This is a genomic window from Aquiflexum sp. TKW24L, assembly GCF_023502205.1.
In the GTDB taxonomy this organism is placed as follows: domain Bacteria; phylum Bacteroidota; class Bacteroidia; order Cytophagales; family Cyclobacteriaceae; genus Cognataquiflexum.
In genome coordinates, this window is sequence record NZ_JAMFLG010000035.1 from 1 (window position 1) to 13,083 (window position 13,083).

Genomic DNA, 13,083 nt, shown 5'->3' on the forward strand with positions numbered 1-13,083 from the left:
TTAAATTTTCTTATCTTAAGAAATTTCAGAATAAACTAACAATCCGTGAAACTGATACAAACTTAATTTCTGATTTTTTTAATTAATTAAAATTAATTACTAAAGACTACGAGATGAAAATTGCAGATAATAATAGGCCTTGACAATCGGTTAGTAAAAATTGCAGGTTTTCAAAAAAATAAAAAAATCGAAAGACTTTAGTAGAGTTTCCATTCTATTAAAAAAAAGGCTGCTAAAAATGTTAACAGCCCCTTTTCTTCAAAAGAAAATCAATTGGTAGTATCCTTGATAAAGTCAGCCAAATCCTTCTTGAATTTTTGAAGAGATGGCATATGGGTATAGAACATATGGCCACCTTCATAATACGTCATGATGATGTTTTTTCTGATCTCGGGTCTGAGGTTCATTTGGTCAATGGAATGTTCCACCCCGTAAAACACAGTAGCCAAATCATAGTAACCGTTCATCAGCAAGACTTTTACATTTGGATCTTTATTCATGGCATCCGCCATATCGATAGCCGTGTTGATTGAAATCATACTGCCCCAGCCTTCATTTCCGCTGTGAGACCAATCCCATTTAAATCCCGGTGAAGCATAAGCGGATGTTTTGTAGGTTAATTTTTTACTAACTCCCAAGTCTCTATGGAAGTAGTCTAAGAAACCCGCTGTATATGCAGGAGAGATGGCATCACTTTGAGGGTCGGTAATTGAAAATTGGTTTTGTGGTAAAGGATTGATTCCTGTGAATCTGGAATCCAATCTTCCCACGGTCATGCCCTCTTCTCTCAGCAATTCATTGAAAAATTCACTTGCGGTCATTCTTAAATTGTTTCTATTCCAAGTTTCCTTGGAAACACCTGCATATTTTTCCATTTTTTCGGCCACATTGTTTCTTTCAGCTTCAGTAAGCCTTCCTCCTTTAAACAATGCCGGTAAATATTCTTGTTCGGTGAATTTTCTCACTTCATCGACAAAAACTTCCAAGTTTGGGTTTTTGTTGGGAATCTTGTCATGGTACCAAGCAGTCGCCGCATAGGATGGGAAATGAACAAGGTAGGAAGTACTTTCTTGGACAGGAAAAGCCAATGACCTGATATCAAATACCGATGAAACCATGACCACTCCATTGAGGGCATAACCTTTGTCTAATAAATAGCTCATGACTCCGGCATTTCTAAATGTGCCGTAGCTTTCTCCCAAAAGGTATTTGGGTGACTGCAAGCGGTCATATTCTTTCAAAAACTGCATGATAAACAAGCTTGTGGCACGGATATCCTGATCTACTCCCCAAAAGTCTTTTCCTTCCGCTTTTCCAATCGGCATACTCAAACCTGTCCCGATAGGATCCATCATCACCACATCTGCGACATCGAGGATGGAAAAATCATTGTTGACCAATTCATACGGGGCAGCTTTGGTATATCCGGGATCGTTGACGAAGATCCTTTTGGGCCCCATCACACCCATGTGAAGCCAATAGGAAGAGGACCCTGGGCCACCGTTAAAAGAGAAAATAATCGGCCTTTTCGAAGGACCATCTTCCTTGAAATAAGCCGTGAAGCCGTGCAAAGCAATCGGTTCGTTGTTTTCATCCCGGAGTTGGAGTGTGCCGGCGCGTGTTTTAAGATTGTGGGTGGTACCGTTGATTTTTACGGTTTGGGTGGAGGTAAATACTTCTCCTTCCAGTATTGGTTTTTCAGCGGGTTTTTCTTGGGCAATTATTTGGAGAGAAAAGAGCAGGAAAACATAACAAAGTAAAATTGGCTTTTTCATATTTTATCAGAATGATTGATGGTTACAATATCAAGCAATCTAATTAATTTCAAAAGTAAATTTCAGCCCAATTACTTAAAAATAATTTCATCGTTTTTAGCTTTGGGTTCAAGTAAATAATTTTTACTCTTATCATTAAAAAATACACTGACTTTAAAAACTCCCTTTTCATCTACTTCTAAGGAAAATTCTCCATTCTTGGAGGTGATTGCTGCCATGTCATTCCAAGAGCCTGGCCCGTCTACGACCATTACTGTTGCTCCTTCTATCGGTGAACCGTCTTTTGCTAGTACTTTACCTTTTATTTCCATTTTATATCAAAATTAGGAATTAAATAAAAAAAGACCTCAAAGCATGAATTTTGGATTTCGTGTTTAAGGCCTTTTTTTATTGAATTTAAATTTACATCCCTTGTTGTTTCCAGGCTTGGATATTGTCAAAAACTGCCTGGACTATTCTTGTTGCCGAATTACCTGAAGAGTGGCCGTTGGTGTGAATACCCACTGCATACCTTGAACTCCCATCCTTGTACCATACCGGAGAACCACTTTGTCCGCCCATGGTATCGATTTCGTAGGTGATAACCCTTGACGAAACGCCTTTCGTTACCCTAGAGTGAAACCATTGCGTAGATCCCCCATCTTTATCTCCTGGATATCCGCTGAGGTTCAATGTCAGGCTTTTTAAGAAAGCATCATTCCTGATACCATACCCGAAGTACCCCACAGTGTTGCCCAATTTAGCAGACAAAGGAAGAATTATCGCACCATAATCAAAGTTTCTGTCTTTGTTTTGTGTCCACCCTGTTACACTCCTAAATGTGCTAGAGGAAGCAGAGCCGTAGGGTCGCAAAGATCCATTTCTCCCCGGAATGACTTCAACACTTTGAGGCCAACCTCCTTCATTATGAAGGTAGATACAATGACCGGCGGTGATCACCGTCCTCGGTCCAACAAACCATCCGGTTCCGATGTAGTTCTTCCCGGTTTTTGTCCGGATCAATAAGGAACAGATTGCCCTCCACGGGTAAGCTGTTGTCGGATTGATTCTGGTTCTATCATCTGCTCCAATGATTACTTCTAAAGCATCAGGACTTTTGAATTCATGGAATTCTTTGAGATCTTCAGGATAGCTTCCATACCAAGCGTCCAATTCAAATAATTCGGTTGATTGGCCAGAGGATGTTTCTACGCCTGACTCCTTTGATTCGGTCGAACCGGCAGCCATTTCCTCTGTACCTTTACTTTCGGCCTCCACGGATTCGAGAGACATTCCTTGGAAAGAAGATTCCAATGACACTTTTTGATCATTGTCGTTGGAAACTGCACTATGGCTTTCCAATAATTCGTTTTCAGCTTTTGCTGTTTCTGCTACTTTTTTTTTCATGGTTTGTTTTGGTTTATATGTTTAAATTTGATTAGGATCTATTCATTTTGTCACTGCACGACCATTTCCAAAAATATTTTTTTCTCGGGAGGGTCCATTTCCCAAGGTCTTTTATAAATAATTTCAAGACAGCTAGTACCGACATTTAAGGCATGCAATTGGAGGACTCTTTGGACAGGCCCACCAATTTTATCCATCAGTTGAATTGAGTTGGAATCTTCTGTCACTTTTAATAGAGTATCATCTATTTCTGAGATTTCCCACGAAAAGCCGGTGCTTGGATTTTGGAGAAGTGTAATATTCAAATAATCACCCTTATTCAAAGTAACAGTCTGCCCATGCCAATTTTCATTGATTTCCAATATCTTGTTCACCATGGGTTATTACATTTGGATTTATTTTGCTAATTTTCAAAACCTGGTTTTTATATTTTCATCCAACTAAAATCCAAACGCCGCAGTCTCCACATAGCTCTTGTTGATTATACTCCACCAGTCTACTGCTAATCCCCTATTTACAAATTCATAAGGCAACCATCCAAATCCATTATCTCCCCAATTTGGTCCCCAAGAATTTTGGATCAGAATTGCACCTTTGGTTAGGGGAGAACCTGCGCGATTATGCTTGATTTCAATATTATTATCATAGCCAACTGCCAAAACTGCATGTCCCCCCATACACCTGTCTGAAAGCAAGGGAAATGGAATCCTTCCGGTACTTCCTGCCTGATTAATAGAATCATATACCGAAAATCCAAAAACAAGAGGGAGTCCTTTGGAAATGCTTTCCTTGACAGAGGTTAATAAATCTGATGTAGATTTACCGGGTGTATCCAGCCTAAAATAATTCAAAGCTGAAAAGTTCTTTGCTAATGAATACAGAAATGCTGTGGGTTCATCTTCATACTTACTGATGATGTAGGGATAAAATTGCTCCGGAGGTACACCAAACAAGGCCAAGGCCCCGATGGTAGTCCTGAGGTATGCCCCTCTGTCACCTTTCCAACCGAGCAGGTTTCTGGTACTTTTGTAGAGGAATAGCCTCGAAAAATCTAAATGCTTTCCATAGGCTTTTATTTCGAGGTATTCGATCAGACTGACAGCAGCCTGTGCTGTGCAAGACCCGATTGTCGATTGGTCATGGACAGGAGAACAAAACTCCCTGAGGTCTACCTGAGAAGGAATGACCTTTTTTTTGGGTTTTTTGACTTTTGCCATCAAGTCAAATGCGGCTACGATGACAGGGGTTTCTTCATTAAAATCCCTAAAATCAGGAAGGTCCTTTTGCCAACCAAAAGTGTATGGAGTTTCCATTTTGATAAAATTAAATTTATTATAATGGTTATTCTAATCGATAAAATCCCGCCAATACGAGAACCAAAATACAAAAAACACCTGAGGCTAAATTTGAATAAATATTATAGCCATCCTTAAATTTAGATAATAAATGATTGAAAATAAAACTTAAATACTTATTTTAAATACTTTTATACTAAAAATAAAGTAAATTTTAACTTTTAAAACAAGAATTTTTCTTTAAATACAATTTATCAATTTGAATTTTGATCTCTTTCTTTTCAAAACAAATAATGGAATCAAACAATAATCAGGCTTTATGATATCCGTTTCAGAAACGGTTATAATCGACTAGAAACGACAAAAAACCGACTAAGCCATTGTTCCCTGCCGACATTTGACTCATTGCCAAACAAAACCGGCAATATGTATTCTTTCAAAACCAAAACACAAAAAAATGAGCAACATGAGAAACAAGGTACAGCTGATCGGGAGATTGGGTGCCAAAGCAGAAACAAAACATTTTGATTCGGGAAAAGTAAAAGCCTCCTTCAGCCTTGCAACCAAGGATGTTTTCAAAAACTCCAAAGGTGAAAAAGTCGAGGAAACCACATGGCATAATATAATTGCTTGGGGAATTACCGCCGAAACTATCGAAAAATACACCGACAAAGGCTCTGAAATTGCCGTGGATGGAAAGCTCACCAACAGGTCTTATGAAGATAAAGACGGCAATAAGAAATACATCACCGAGGTGGTGGCAGAAGAAGTGTTGTTGCTTGGAGAAAAAATTACATCGGCTTGATCCTCACTTCACCAAACAGCAATCCTATACTTAACATGGGATTGCTGTTTGATTTTTCTTGTTCAAAATCAAATGACCTGCTTTTCTAATTTTATTTTGTAAGTATTTTTTCTTCAAAAATTTAAGCGATTGATAGTCATGAACAATTCAAAAGAATTTGGGATTGTATTACAATGACGTCCAAATATGAGTAAATTTGGTATTTGGTAAACCTATTAAACATGAAAAAAATAGCAGTATACACATCGGGTGGTGATGCCCCGGGTATGAATGCCTGCATCAGGGCTGTAGTAAGAACAGCGATTTTTAGAGATTTGGAAGTATATGGCATTAGTTATGGTTACGATGGAATGATTAATGGCAACATCAAAAAGATGCAGTCCCATTCTGTAAGCAATATCATTCAACGTGGGGGGACTATTTTGAAGTCCGCGCGAAGTGAAGCATTCCGAACAAAAGAAGGCCGTACCAAAGCTTACGAACAACTGAAATCTTTTGGAATCGAAGGATTGGTAGCTATCGGAGGAGATGGCACTTTCACAGGCGGGAAGATTTTTTTTGAAGAATTTGGCATTCCGATCATCGGTTGTCCCGGCACGATAGACAACGATATCTTTGGAACAGATTATACCATCGGATTTGATACAGCTGTAAATACCGCATTGGATGCAATTGATAAAATCAGGGATACTGCAGCAGCGCACGATAGGATTTTCTTCATTGAGGTAATGGGAAGGGACAGTGGCTATATCGCTGTGGAATGTGGTATTGGTGGAGGTGCTGAATTTGTGATGGTACCCGAAACATCCACTGACCTTAAAGCAGTAGTCAAATCCTTGAGCAATCTCCGGAAATCAAAGTCTTCAAGTATTATTGTAGTGGCTGAAGGTGATGATGAAGGCGGTGCAGAAGAAATCATGCAAAAAGTCAAGGCAAAGATAAATGATCCGGATAAGGAATTTAAAGTCACTACTTTAGGCCATATTCAGCGAGGAGGAAGACCGACAGCACGGGACAGGGTATTGGCTTCCCGATGCGGTATGGCTGCTGTTGACGGATTGATCGCCGGAGAGTCAAATTGCATGGCAGGCGTAATGAATGGACAGGTTGTCTATACCCCATTTGCAGATTGTATTGGTAAAACCAAAGCGCTTACTGCTGACCATCTGAAATTAATCGAAATATTAAGTATTTAAGAAAACATGGGGTATCTACCTATAATCATTACACTTTCAGGATTTATTGGACTGTTTTTTTTGGTTGTCAATCAATCGATGATAGCTAAGAAAAAAGCGATTTTACAAATTCTTCAAGCTCTATTTGATAGTTTGGGAAAATCCGGTTCTACTCCCCAAAACCCAATCGATCTTCAGGCCAAAACCATCCATTACATTGATGGTGAATACCTGAGGGCAAAGTCAACCCTGAATGGTAAAACCCAATCATCTTTTGAAAAAGAAATCAGGCCTGTTTACCAATCTCTAAAAGTCACCATTTCACAATATAACAAACTGATCGGAAAGCGTCCTTATAGTTTTGTGGCAAAAGTGATGGGACACAAGCCTTTGGGTTAATTTAAACTACTGAGTTTTTTCTTCAATAAAGCATATGATTTCTTCCACTTTTCCGGGATGAAACCAAGTCATTTCTGGACTTTTTTTGAACCAAGTCATCTGTCTTTTTGCGTACCTACGGGAATTCCTTTTGAGCAACCTTATGGCTTCCTCTTTGTCATACTTCCCTTCCAAAAAACCGAAAACCTCAGAATATCCCACTGTCTGAAGTGCATTCAAATACCGATGTGGAAACAATTTTTCTGCTTCTTGAAAAATCCCCTCACCAATCATTTTATCCATCCTTTGGTCGATCCTTTGGTACAATTCCTTCCTGTCCCTTTCGAGCCCAATCATAATGCAGTTGAAAGTCCGGATATTTTTTTTCTTCTTTCTAAAAGAACTATAGGCCTTCCCAGTGCCAAGGCAAACTTCCAAAGCCCTCATAAGCCTTTGTGGATTATGGATATCTACCTGTTCAAAATAAACCGGATCTAGTTTTTGGAGCTTTGCCTGTAGGATTTGGATTCCTTGCTTTTCAAAATCCAAGATCAACTCCTTCCTGATGGCAGGATCGACATCCGGGATTTCATCAAATCCATAGCAGATCGCATCAATATAGAGACCTGAGCCTCCAGTCATGATCACTACATCGTGTTTTTGGAATAGCCGATCGAGCAGACTGATGGCATCGAGTTCAAATTTCCTTACATCATAGGGATCAAAAATAGACAGAGAATTGATGAAATGGTGAGGAACCTGTTCCAATTCCCGAATAGAAGGCTTGGCTGTACCCACCTCTGTCTCGCAATAAAACTGACGGCTGTCAGAAGATATGATCTCTGTTTGAAACTTTTTGGCTAGAAGTAGGCAAATTTCAGTTTTACCGACTGCGGTAGGACCGGCAATTACCAATAAATGTTTATTTTTCGAAAGCAAAATGGTTGTCAGTAAGGCAATATGTCAGCTGCAAAATTATTAATAATAAAGAATGAAATCCAAAAAGGTGCTTATTGTGGATGACAATTCACTCAACAGGAAGGTCTTTGAGCATATCATCGGCCAACTGTACCAATTTGAAACCGCATCAAATGGTAAGGAAGCTATAGAAAAAATCAAGACAGGTGAATATGATATTGTTATTACAGACATACAGATGCCCATCTTAGACGGTATCAACACCCTAAATATCATCAAAAATGAAAAACTTTCGGACATTCCGGTAATAGCTGTTTCAGCTTTTGCCAATGAAAGCGACCGCGAATATTTCATTTCAACAGGCTTTGATGATTTTATTCCAAAACCCATCAAGCCAAGGATTTTGCTTGAAACTTTAGACAGGCATATAAGAAGATCGGAACATAAAAATCAAGAACATGTAGTCCAAAACTTATCGGATTCGGAATTAGATACCAAAATAGTAACTACACTTCTGAAGTTCAATACTGCGGAAAACATCCGGAGTGTCTACGAAGAATTTGTTCATGAAAGCGAAACTTTACTGGATGAGGTCAAAATTTTGATCGAATCAGGAAATTATCCGGAAATCGGAGAAAAACTCCATATTATCAAAGGAAACTCTGGGACACTGGGGGCAATGGACATTTTCTATTTTTGTCAAAAATTTGAAAAAAACATAAAAACCTCCAACTTTGATAATACCACCGAAGAATATTTATCTTTGGTAAATCTAATTCACTCTTTTAGTTTAAAATTAAAATCATCTCAATTGCTTAATCCATGACGGAAAACAAGAAAGTTTTGGTAGCCGAAGATAGTTCAGTGATTATCAATCTAACCAAGAACGTCCTCCTTTTTGAGAAATACCAAATCACAGCTGTGAAAAATGGCAAACAAGTTCTTGACAAATTACTGATTGAAGATTTTGATCTGATCTTGATGGATATCAACATGCCTGTCATGGATGGTATAGAATGTACAAAAGCCATCAGGTCGCTTGAGGACAAAAGTAAATCAGGTATTCCGATTGTCGCCATTACAGGAAATTATAAGAATTATACGATGGATGATTTCAAAAAGGCAGGCCTTAATGATTACATCCAAAAGCCTTTGGATTATGACTTATTGCTCGCAACTGTGAGAAAACACCTTTCCTAAAAGGATGCAACCGGAATGACTGTCAAATACAACAAAAACTTTCTGGAAAAACTCGAAAATCTTTTTGCCTCATCAGACTTTATTTTGAGGTATGAGAAAGGAAATTTCAAATCGGGTTATTGTGTCCTCAAAGAAAATAAGATTGTCATTGTCAATAAATATTATACGCTAGAGGGTAAAATCAACGCATTGCTTGATATTATCAAAGAATTGGGTTTTAGCCCAAAAGATTTTTCTGATAAAAAACTTCAGGATTTAATTTCCGATTTACAACAAACCGAACTCAAGCTTTGAAAGTCACATTCTTAGGCACAGGGACATCCCAGGGCGTACCCGTGATAGCCTGTGACTGTCCGGTATGCAGTTCCCTTGACTTCAGAGACAAAAGATTGAGAAGTTCTATCCATCTTGAGATTGGTGGCAAAAGTCTGGTGGTAGACACTGGCCCTGATTTTAGGCAACAGATGCTCAGAGAAAAAATCCACCATTTAGATGGAGTTATATATACGCACGAGCATAAAGACCACACCGCCGGCCTTGATGACATTCGATCCTATAATTTTCTTCAAAAAAAAGACATGCCTATTTATGGTACCAAAAAAGTCCTAAACCAGATTAAGCAAGAGTTTGCCTACATTTTTGAGGAGGTCAGGTATCCGGGGGTCCCTTCAGTGACTACCCATGAAATCACCAACCTTCCCTTTTCGGCAGAAGGAATTGATGTAATTCCTATTCAGGTAATGCATTATAGGCTACCAGTTTTTGGGTTTAGGTTTGGGGATTTTACCTACATCACTGATGCAAAGTATATTGATAATTCAGAACTTGAAAAAGTAAAAGGGACTAAAATACTTGTCTTGAATGCGCTCCAAAAAACACACCATCTCTCCCATTTCACACTCGATGAGGCCATCCAGCTTGTAAATCAGATCAAACCTGAATCGGCCTATTTTACACACATCAGCCACCGTCTTGGAACGCATGATGAAATAGAGAGGAATTTACCTCCTAATATTCACCTTGCTTTTGATGGCTTGAAAATATCCCTGTAACCATGCACTTCAACTTCCATTTTTTAAAATTCCTTTGCCCTGAATTGGAAAAGGTATTTTGTGGGGCAGAAATCGTGGAATGTTTTTCCCAAAATAAGGATGAGTTGGTTATCGGAAGTACGAAAGATGAAAAAGATATCTTTATCAGGGCAAACTTACTTCCCTCTGTATCATGCGTTTCTTTCCCGGACAATTTCAAAAGGAGCAAAAGAAATACAGTTTCTCTTTTTCCCGAAATCATTGGAAAAAAGATCGCCAAGATCGAAGTCATCAATTATGAAAGGGCATTTATTGCTACTCTTGACTCAGGTGACATGCTCGTGTTCAAGCTACATGGAACCCGAAGCAATATTCTTTTCTATCAAAAAGATGATTTGCTTCCCAACCTTGTATTTAGAAATGAACTGAAGGAGGATAAAAACCTGATCCTATCTGACCTGCCCAAAAATCTACAGACCGATAATGATGCTTTTTTGTCGTTAGAAGGCAATGCCTCAAAGTTCTTACCCACACTCGGGAAAATTCCTAGAGAATGGCTCAAAAACCAAGGCTATATTGAGTCAGATATCGGAGGAAAATGGGCTCTGATGCAGGAATTGCTGGACATGTTGGATAGCCCTCTTTATTCCATCATCAAAGAAGGAAGCGAATATTTGTTATCTCTACTTCCCGAAAAGGATGCGATTTTTCAAACATCAGATCCAATCAGGGCTTGCAATGAGCTTTTTCGATATAGAGTTGTCATTCAGTCATTTGAGAAAGAAAAACAAACTTGGCTGAAGCAACTGCATGATCAACAAAAAAGGACAAAATCCTACATCCAAAAAACCGGTGAACGATTAGAACAACTTCTAAATGAAACCTCTCCTGCCCATATTGCGGATGTAATTATGGCAAACCTTCATGCCATCGAACCAAATATAGAACATGTTCATTTATTCAATTTCTATTCAGGAAAAGAGGAGATTTTTAAACTTAAGATGGGGCAAAGTCCTCAAAAGTATGCTGAGAACCTCTACAGGAAATCCAAAAACCGGAAGAAAGAAATAGAACAATTGTCCCAGAATTTAGCGGAAAAGGAAAAATTGTTTCAACAGAATGCTACATGGCTTGATGAAATGATAGCCTTCAATGACTTTAGAAGTCTTAGGGATTTTATCAAAAACAACCACCTTACACCAAAATCCAAGGAACAGGAAGAGCAGGTTCCATTCAAAAGGTTTGAATTCGAAGGTTTTGAGGTGCTGGTCGGTAAGTCTGCAAAGTCCAATGACGACATGTTGCGCAATTTTGCTTGGAAAGAAGACCTGTGGCTTCATGCCAAAGATGTATCCGGTTCGCATGTACTGATTAAGTACCGATCGGGAATCAATTTTCCAAAAACTGTCTTGGAAAGAGCTGCAGAATTAGCAGCATATTATTCCAAAAACAAAAATGAAAGCCTTTCTCCGGTGATTTATACACCCGCCAAATTTGTCAGGAAAGTAAAGGGTACGCCCCCCGGTGCCGTGATGGTGGAAAAGGAAAATGTGCTGATGGTTAGGCCGACAGGGCCAAAAGATGACCCAAATTAAAATCAGGATAAAGGAATTTGGTAAATAAATAAAATAAAAAAGGCTTCCAAATAATGGGAGCCTTTTCTTTTGAAAGATTTTATAAATTATTCCACCACGTGGATTTTTAGCATATTGGTTTTTCCTTTTTCTTTCAAAGGCATACTTGCTGTATTGATGATGATATCGCCGATTTTGACAAATCCATCCTTTTTCAATTGGTTTTGGATATCTGTAAAAGTAGCATCAGTAGAAGTGTTACTCTCATAATAATAAGCCCTTACACCCCATACCAAACTCAGTTGTGTCAAGAGGTTTTTGTTTCGTGTAAATATTAAAAGATTGGCAAGAGGTCGGAAAGACGCCAACCTCAATGGGGTCTGACCTGAAGTTGTAATTCCTACCAAGGCTTTTGCTTTCACGTTTCTAGAAAGTCTTGCTGCCATCAAGGTAAGGTTCTTACTTAAGAAGTTGGGGTCGTTTTCCTCTATTTTATATAAGTGATGAAAGACATCCTCATTGGTCTCAATGTAATTGATGATGGTACTCATAGCCTTGACCGAATTAACAGGAAACTGACCTGAGGCAGTCTCAGCAGAAAGCATCACAGCATCCGCGCCATCGAGTACAGCTGTCGCGACGTCATTAGTCTCAGCACGTGTTGGCCTTGGATGAGTAGTCATACTCTCCAACATCTGGGTGGCAATGATCACAGGTTTGCAGGCAACCTTGCACAAGGAAACCATCTTCTTTTGCCATAGTGGAACAGTTTCCATTGGCATTTCAACTCCAAGGTCTCCTCTTGCTACCATGATGGCATCCGTGGCCTCTATGATAGATTCTATATTTTGTAGGGCTTCAGGCTTTTCAATCTTGGCTACTATCTTGCAATTTTTGCCAGCCTTTGTGATTCTTTCTCGCAGGTCAATGATATCATCCACTGACCTTACAAAAGAAAGCGCGATCCAATCCACATCATTGGCCAAACCGAATTCGAGATCTTCAAGGTCTTTTTCTGTGAGTGAAGGAGCTGACACTTTAGTATTTGGAAGGTTTATCCCTTTCCTGGATTTCAAGATGCCGCCATGAATTACTACGCAACGGACGTTTTTCCCATCAGTATTGTTGACTGCAAGTTCAATATTACCATCGTCAATCAGAATCCTGTCACCTGATCTAACATCATTTGGTAGGTTCTCATATACAGTGCTTACAAGTTCCGCATTGCCTATAACCGGATCGTTGGTGATGGTGATTTTTCCTCCGGGGACAATCTGTACGCCCCCATTTTCCATTTCACCCACACGGATTTTTGGTCCCTGAAGATCTTGTAGGATCCCGATTTTGACAGTAAGTTTCTCATTGATTTCGCGGATCATTTTGATGACTTCTGCATGCTGGGCGTGTGTACCATGCGAAAAATTAAGTCTGAAAACGTTGGCTCCTGCATTGGCTAGACTTTTTAAAGTGTCAATATTGTTGGACGCAGGACCGATAGTAGCTAATATTTTTGTCTTATTGTAAAGAGCAATACTCATAGAATATT

At 39.1% G+C, this 13,083-nt stretch carries 15 protein-coding genes; 8 read left to right on the forward strand and 7 right to left on the reverse strand.

Annotated features, from left to right (window positions below; translation table 11 throughout):
- Positions 1 to 269: 269 nt before the first annotated feature.
- The 5 genes from M3O96_RS17800 to M3O96_RS17820 all read right to left on the reverse strand — a co-directional run bounded on the left by M3O96_RS17800 (position 270) and on the right by M3O96_RS17820 (position 4,474).
- Positions 270 to 1,775, reverse strand: coding sequence for a S10 family peptidase (locus tag M3O96_RS17800; protein WP_249722773.1), 1,506 nt, complete (start codon positions 1,773 to 1,775; stop codon positions 270 to 272).
- Positions 1,776 to 1,846: 71 nt separating this feature from the next.
- Positions 1,847 to 2,086: a carboxypeptidase-like regulatory domain-containing protein gene (locus M3O96_RS17805; protein ID WP_249722774.1), complete on the reverse strand. Its 240-nt coding sequence runs from the start codon at positions 2,084 to 2,086 to the stop codon at positions 1,847 to 1,849.
- Between the two features lie 91 nt (positions 2,087 to 2,177).
- A complete protein-coding gene (locus M3O96_RS17810) occupies positions 2,178 to 3,161 on the reverse strand; it encodes a trypsin-like serine peptidase (protein ID WP_249722775.1) in 984 nt (327 codons plus the stop codon).
- A 50-nt stretch (positions 3,162 to 3,211) separates the two neighbouring features.
- Positions 3,212 to 3,538 carry a protease inhibitor I42 family protein gene (locus M3O96_RS17815; protein WP_249722776.1) on the reverse strand — a complete coding sequence of 109 codons (327 nt, stop codon included), beginning with the start codon at positions 3,536 to 3,538 and terminating at the stop codon, positions 3,212 to 3,214.
- A 63-nt stretch (positions 3,539 to 3,601) separates the two neighbouring features.
- The gene (locus M3O96_RS17820; RefSeq protein WP_249722778.1) at positions 3,602 to 4,474 is read right to left on the reverse strand and encodes a C1 family peptidase; all 873 of its coding nucleotides are present in this window, start codon (positions 4,472 to 4,474) and stop codon (positions 3,602 to 3,604) included.
- Positions 4,475 to 4,913: 439 nt separating this feature from the next.
- On the opposite strand from M3O96_RS17820, the gene M3O96_RS17825 reads away from it, so the two are divergent.
- From M3O96_RS17825 to M3O96_RS17835, 3 genes are all read left to right on the forward strand, one after another.
- The gene (locus M3O96_RS17825; RefSeq protein ID WP_249722780.1) at positions 4,914 to 5,261 is read left to right on the forward strand and encodes a single-stranded DNA-binding protein; all 348 of its coding nucleotides are present in this window, start codon (positions 4,914 to 4,916) and stop codon (positions 5,259 to 5,261) included.
- A 221-nt stretch (positions 5,262 to 5,482) separates the two neighbouring features.
- Positions 5,483 to 6,457 carry a 6-phosphofructokinase gene (gene pfkA / locus M3O96_RS17830; RefSeq protein WP_249722782.1) on the forward strand — a complete coding sequence of 325 codons (975 nt, stop codon included), beginning with the start codon at positions 5,483 to 5,485 and terminating at the stop codon, positions 6,455 to 6,457.
- 6 nt (positions 6,458 to 6,463) lie between these two features.
- A complete protein-coding gene (locus tag M3O96_RS17835) occupies positions 6,464 to 6,835 on the forward strand; it encodes a hypothetical protein (protein ID WP_249722784.1) in 372 nt (123 codons plus the stop codon).
- 6 nt (positions 6,836 to 6,841) lie between these two features.
- Here the strand turns inward: M3O96_RS17835 and miaA are convergent, their stop codons facing one another.
- Positions 6,842 to 7,753, reverse strand: coding sequence for a tRNA (adenosine(37)-N6)-dimethylallyltransferase MiaA (miaA, locus tag M3O96_RS17840; protein WP_249722785.1), 912 nt, complete (start codon positions 7,751 to 7,753; stop codon positions 6,842 to 6,844).
- Between the two features lie 52 nt (positions 7,754 to 7,805).
- Between miaA and M3O96_RS17845 the strand changes: the two genes are divergently transcribed.
- From M3O96_RS17845 to M3O96_RS17865, 5 genes are read left to right on the forward strand one after another with little or no spacing between them, the layout of a single operon-like run.
- The gene (locus tag M3O96_RS17845) at positions 7,806 to 8,558 is read left to right on the forward strand and encodes an Hpt domain-containing response regulator (RefSeq protein WP_249722787.1); all 753 of its coding nucleotides are present in this window, start codon (positions 7,806 to 7,808) and stop codon (positions 8,556 to 8,558) included.
- A complete protein-coding gene (locus M3O96_RS17850; protein WP_249722789.1) occupies positions 8,555 to 8,932 on the forward strand; it encodes a response regulator in 378 nt (125 codons plus the stop codon). The genes M3O96_RS17845 and M3O96_RS17850 overlap by 4 nt, the downstream gene beginning before the upstream one ends.
- 15 nt (positions 8,933 to 8,947) lie before the next feature.
- Positions 8,948 to 9,226 carry a hypothetical protein gene (locus tag M3O96_RS17855; protein WP_249722791.1) on the forward strand — a complete coding sequence of 93 codons (279 nt, stop codon included), beginning with the start codon at positions 8,948 to 8,950 and terminating at the stop codon, positions 9,224 to 9,226.
- Positions 9,223 to 9,984, forward strand: a complete 762-nt coding sequence (locus M3O96_RS17860) for an MBL fold metallo-hydrolase (RefSeq protein WP_249722793.1) — start codon at positions 9,223 to 9,225, stop codon at positions 9,982 to 9,984. Before M3O96_RS17855 ends, M3O96_RS17860 begins: the two co-directional genes overlap by 4 nt.
- A gap of 2 nt (positions 9,985 to 9,986) precedes the next feature.
- Complete coding sequence (locus tag M3O96_RS17865; RefSeq protein WP_249722795.1) at positions 9,987 to 11,558, forward strand: NFACT RNA binding domain-containing protein; 1,572 nt, start codon at positions 9,987 to 9,989, stop codon at positions 11,556 to 11,558.
- A gap of 86 nt (positions 11,559 to 11,644) precedes the next feature.
- Here M3O96_RS17865 and pyk read toward each other — a convergent pair whose 3' ends face one another.
- The gene (gene pyk / locus M3O96_RS17870) at positions 11,645 to 13,075 is read right to left on the reverse strand and encodes a pyruvate kinase (protein WP_249722797.1); all 1,431 of its coding nucleotides are present in this window, start codon (positions 13,073 to 13,075) and stop codon (positions 11,645 to 11,647) included.
- Between the last annotated feature and the right edge of the window lie 8 nt (positions 13,076 to 13,083).

Coding starts and splice junctions, on each gene's coding strand:
- M3O96_RS17800 (WP_249722773.1), bottom strand. CDS start 1,775: ATGAAAAAGCCAATTTTACTTTGTTATGTTTTCCTGCTCTTTTCTCTC.
- M3O96_RS17815 (WP_249722776.1), bottom strand. CDS start 3,538: ATGGTGAACAAGATATTGGAAATCAATGAAAATTGGCATGGGCAGACT.
- M3O96_RS17820 (WP_249722778.1), bottom strand. CDS start 4,474: ATGGAAACTCCATACACTTTTGGTTGGCAAAAGGACCTTCCTGATTTT.
- M3O96_RS17805 (WP_249722774.1), bottom strand. CDS start 2,086: ATGGAAATAAAAGGTAAAGTACTAGCAAAAGACGGTTCACCGATAGAA.
- M3O96_RS17835 (WP_249722784.1), top strand. CDS start 6,464: ATGGGGTATCTACCTATAATCATTACACTTTCAGGATTTATTGGACTG.
- M3O96_RS17850 (WP_249722789.1), top strand. CDS start 8,555: ATGACGGAAAACAAGAAAGTTTTGGTAGCCGAAGATAGTTCAGTGATT.
- M3O96_RS17855 (WP_249722791.1), top strand. CDS start 8,948: ATGACTGTCAAATACAACAAAAACTTTCTGGAAAAACTCGAAAATCTT.
- M3O96_RS17810 (WP_249722775.1), bottom strand. CDS start 3,161: ATGAAAAAAAAAGTAGCAGAAACAGCAAAAGCTGAAAACGAATTATTG.
- pyk (WP_249722797.1), bottom strand. CDS start 13,075: ATGAGTATTGCTCTTTACAATAAGACAAAAATATTAGCTACTATCGGT.
- M3O96_RS17845 (WP_249722787.1), top strand. CDS start 7,806: ATGAAATCCAAAAAGGTGCTTATTGTGGATGACAATTCACTCAACAGG.
- pfkA (WP_249722782.1), top strand. CDS start 5,483: ATGAAAAAAATAGCAGTATACACATCGGGTGGTGATGCCCCGGGTATG.
- M3O96_RS17825 (WP_249722780.1), top strand. CDS start 4,914: ATGAGCAACATGAGAAACAAGGTACAGCTGATCGGGAGATTGGGTGCC.
- M3O96_RS17865 (WP_249722795.1), top strand. CDS start 9,987: ATGCACTTCAACTTCCATTTTTTAAAATTCCTTTGCCCTGAATTGGAA.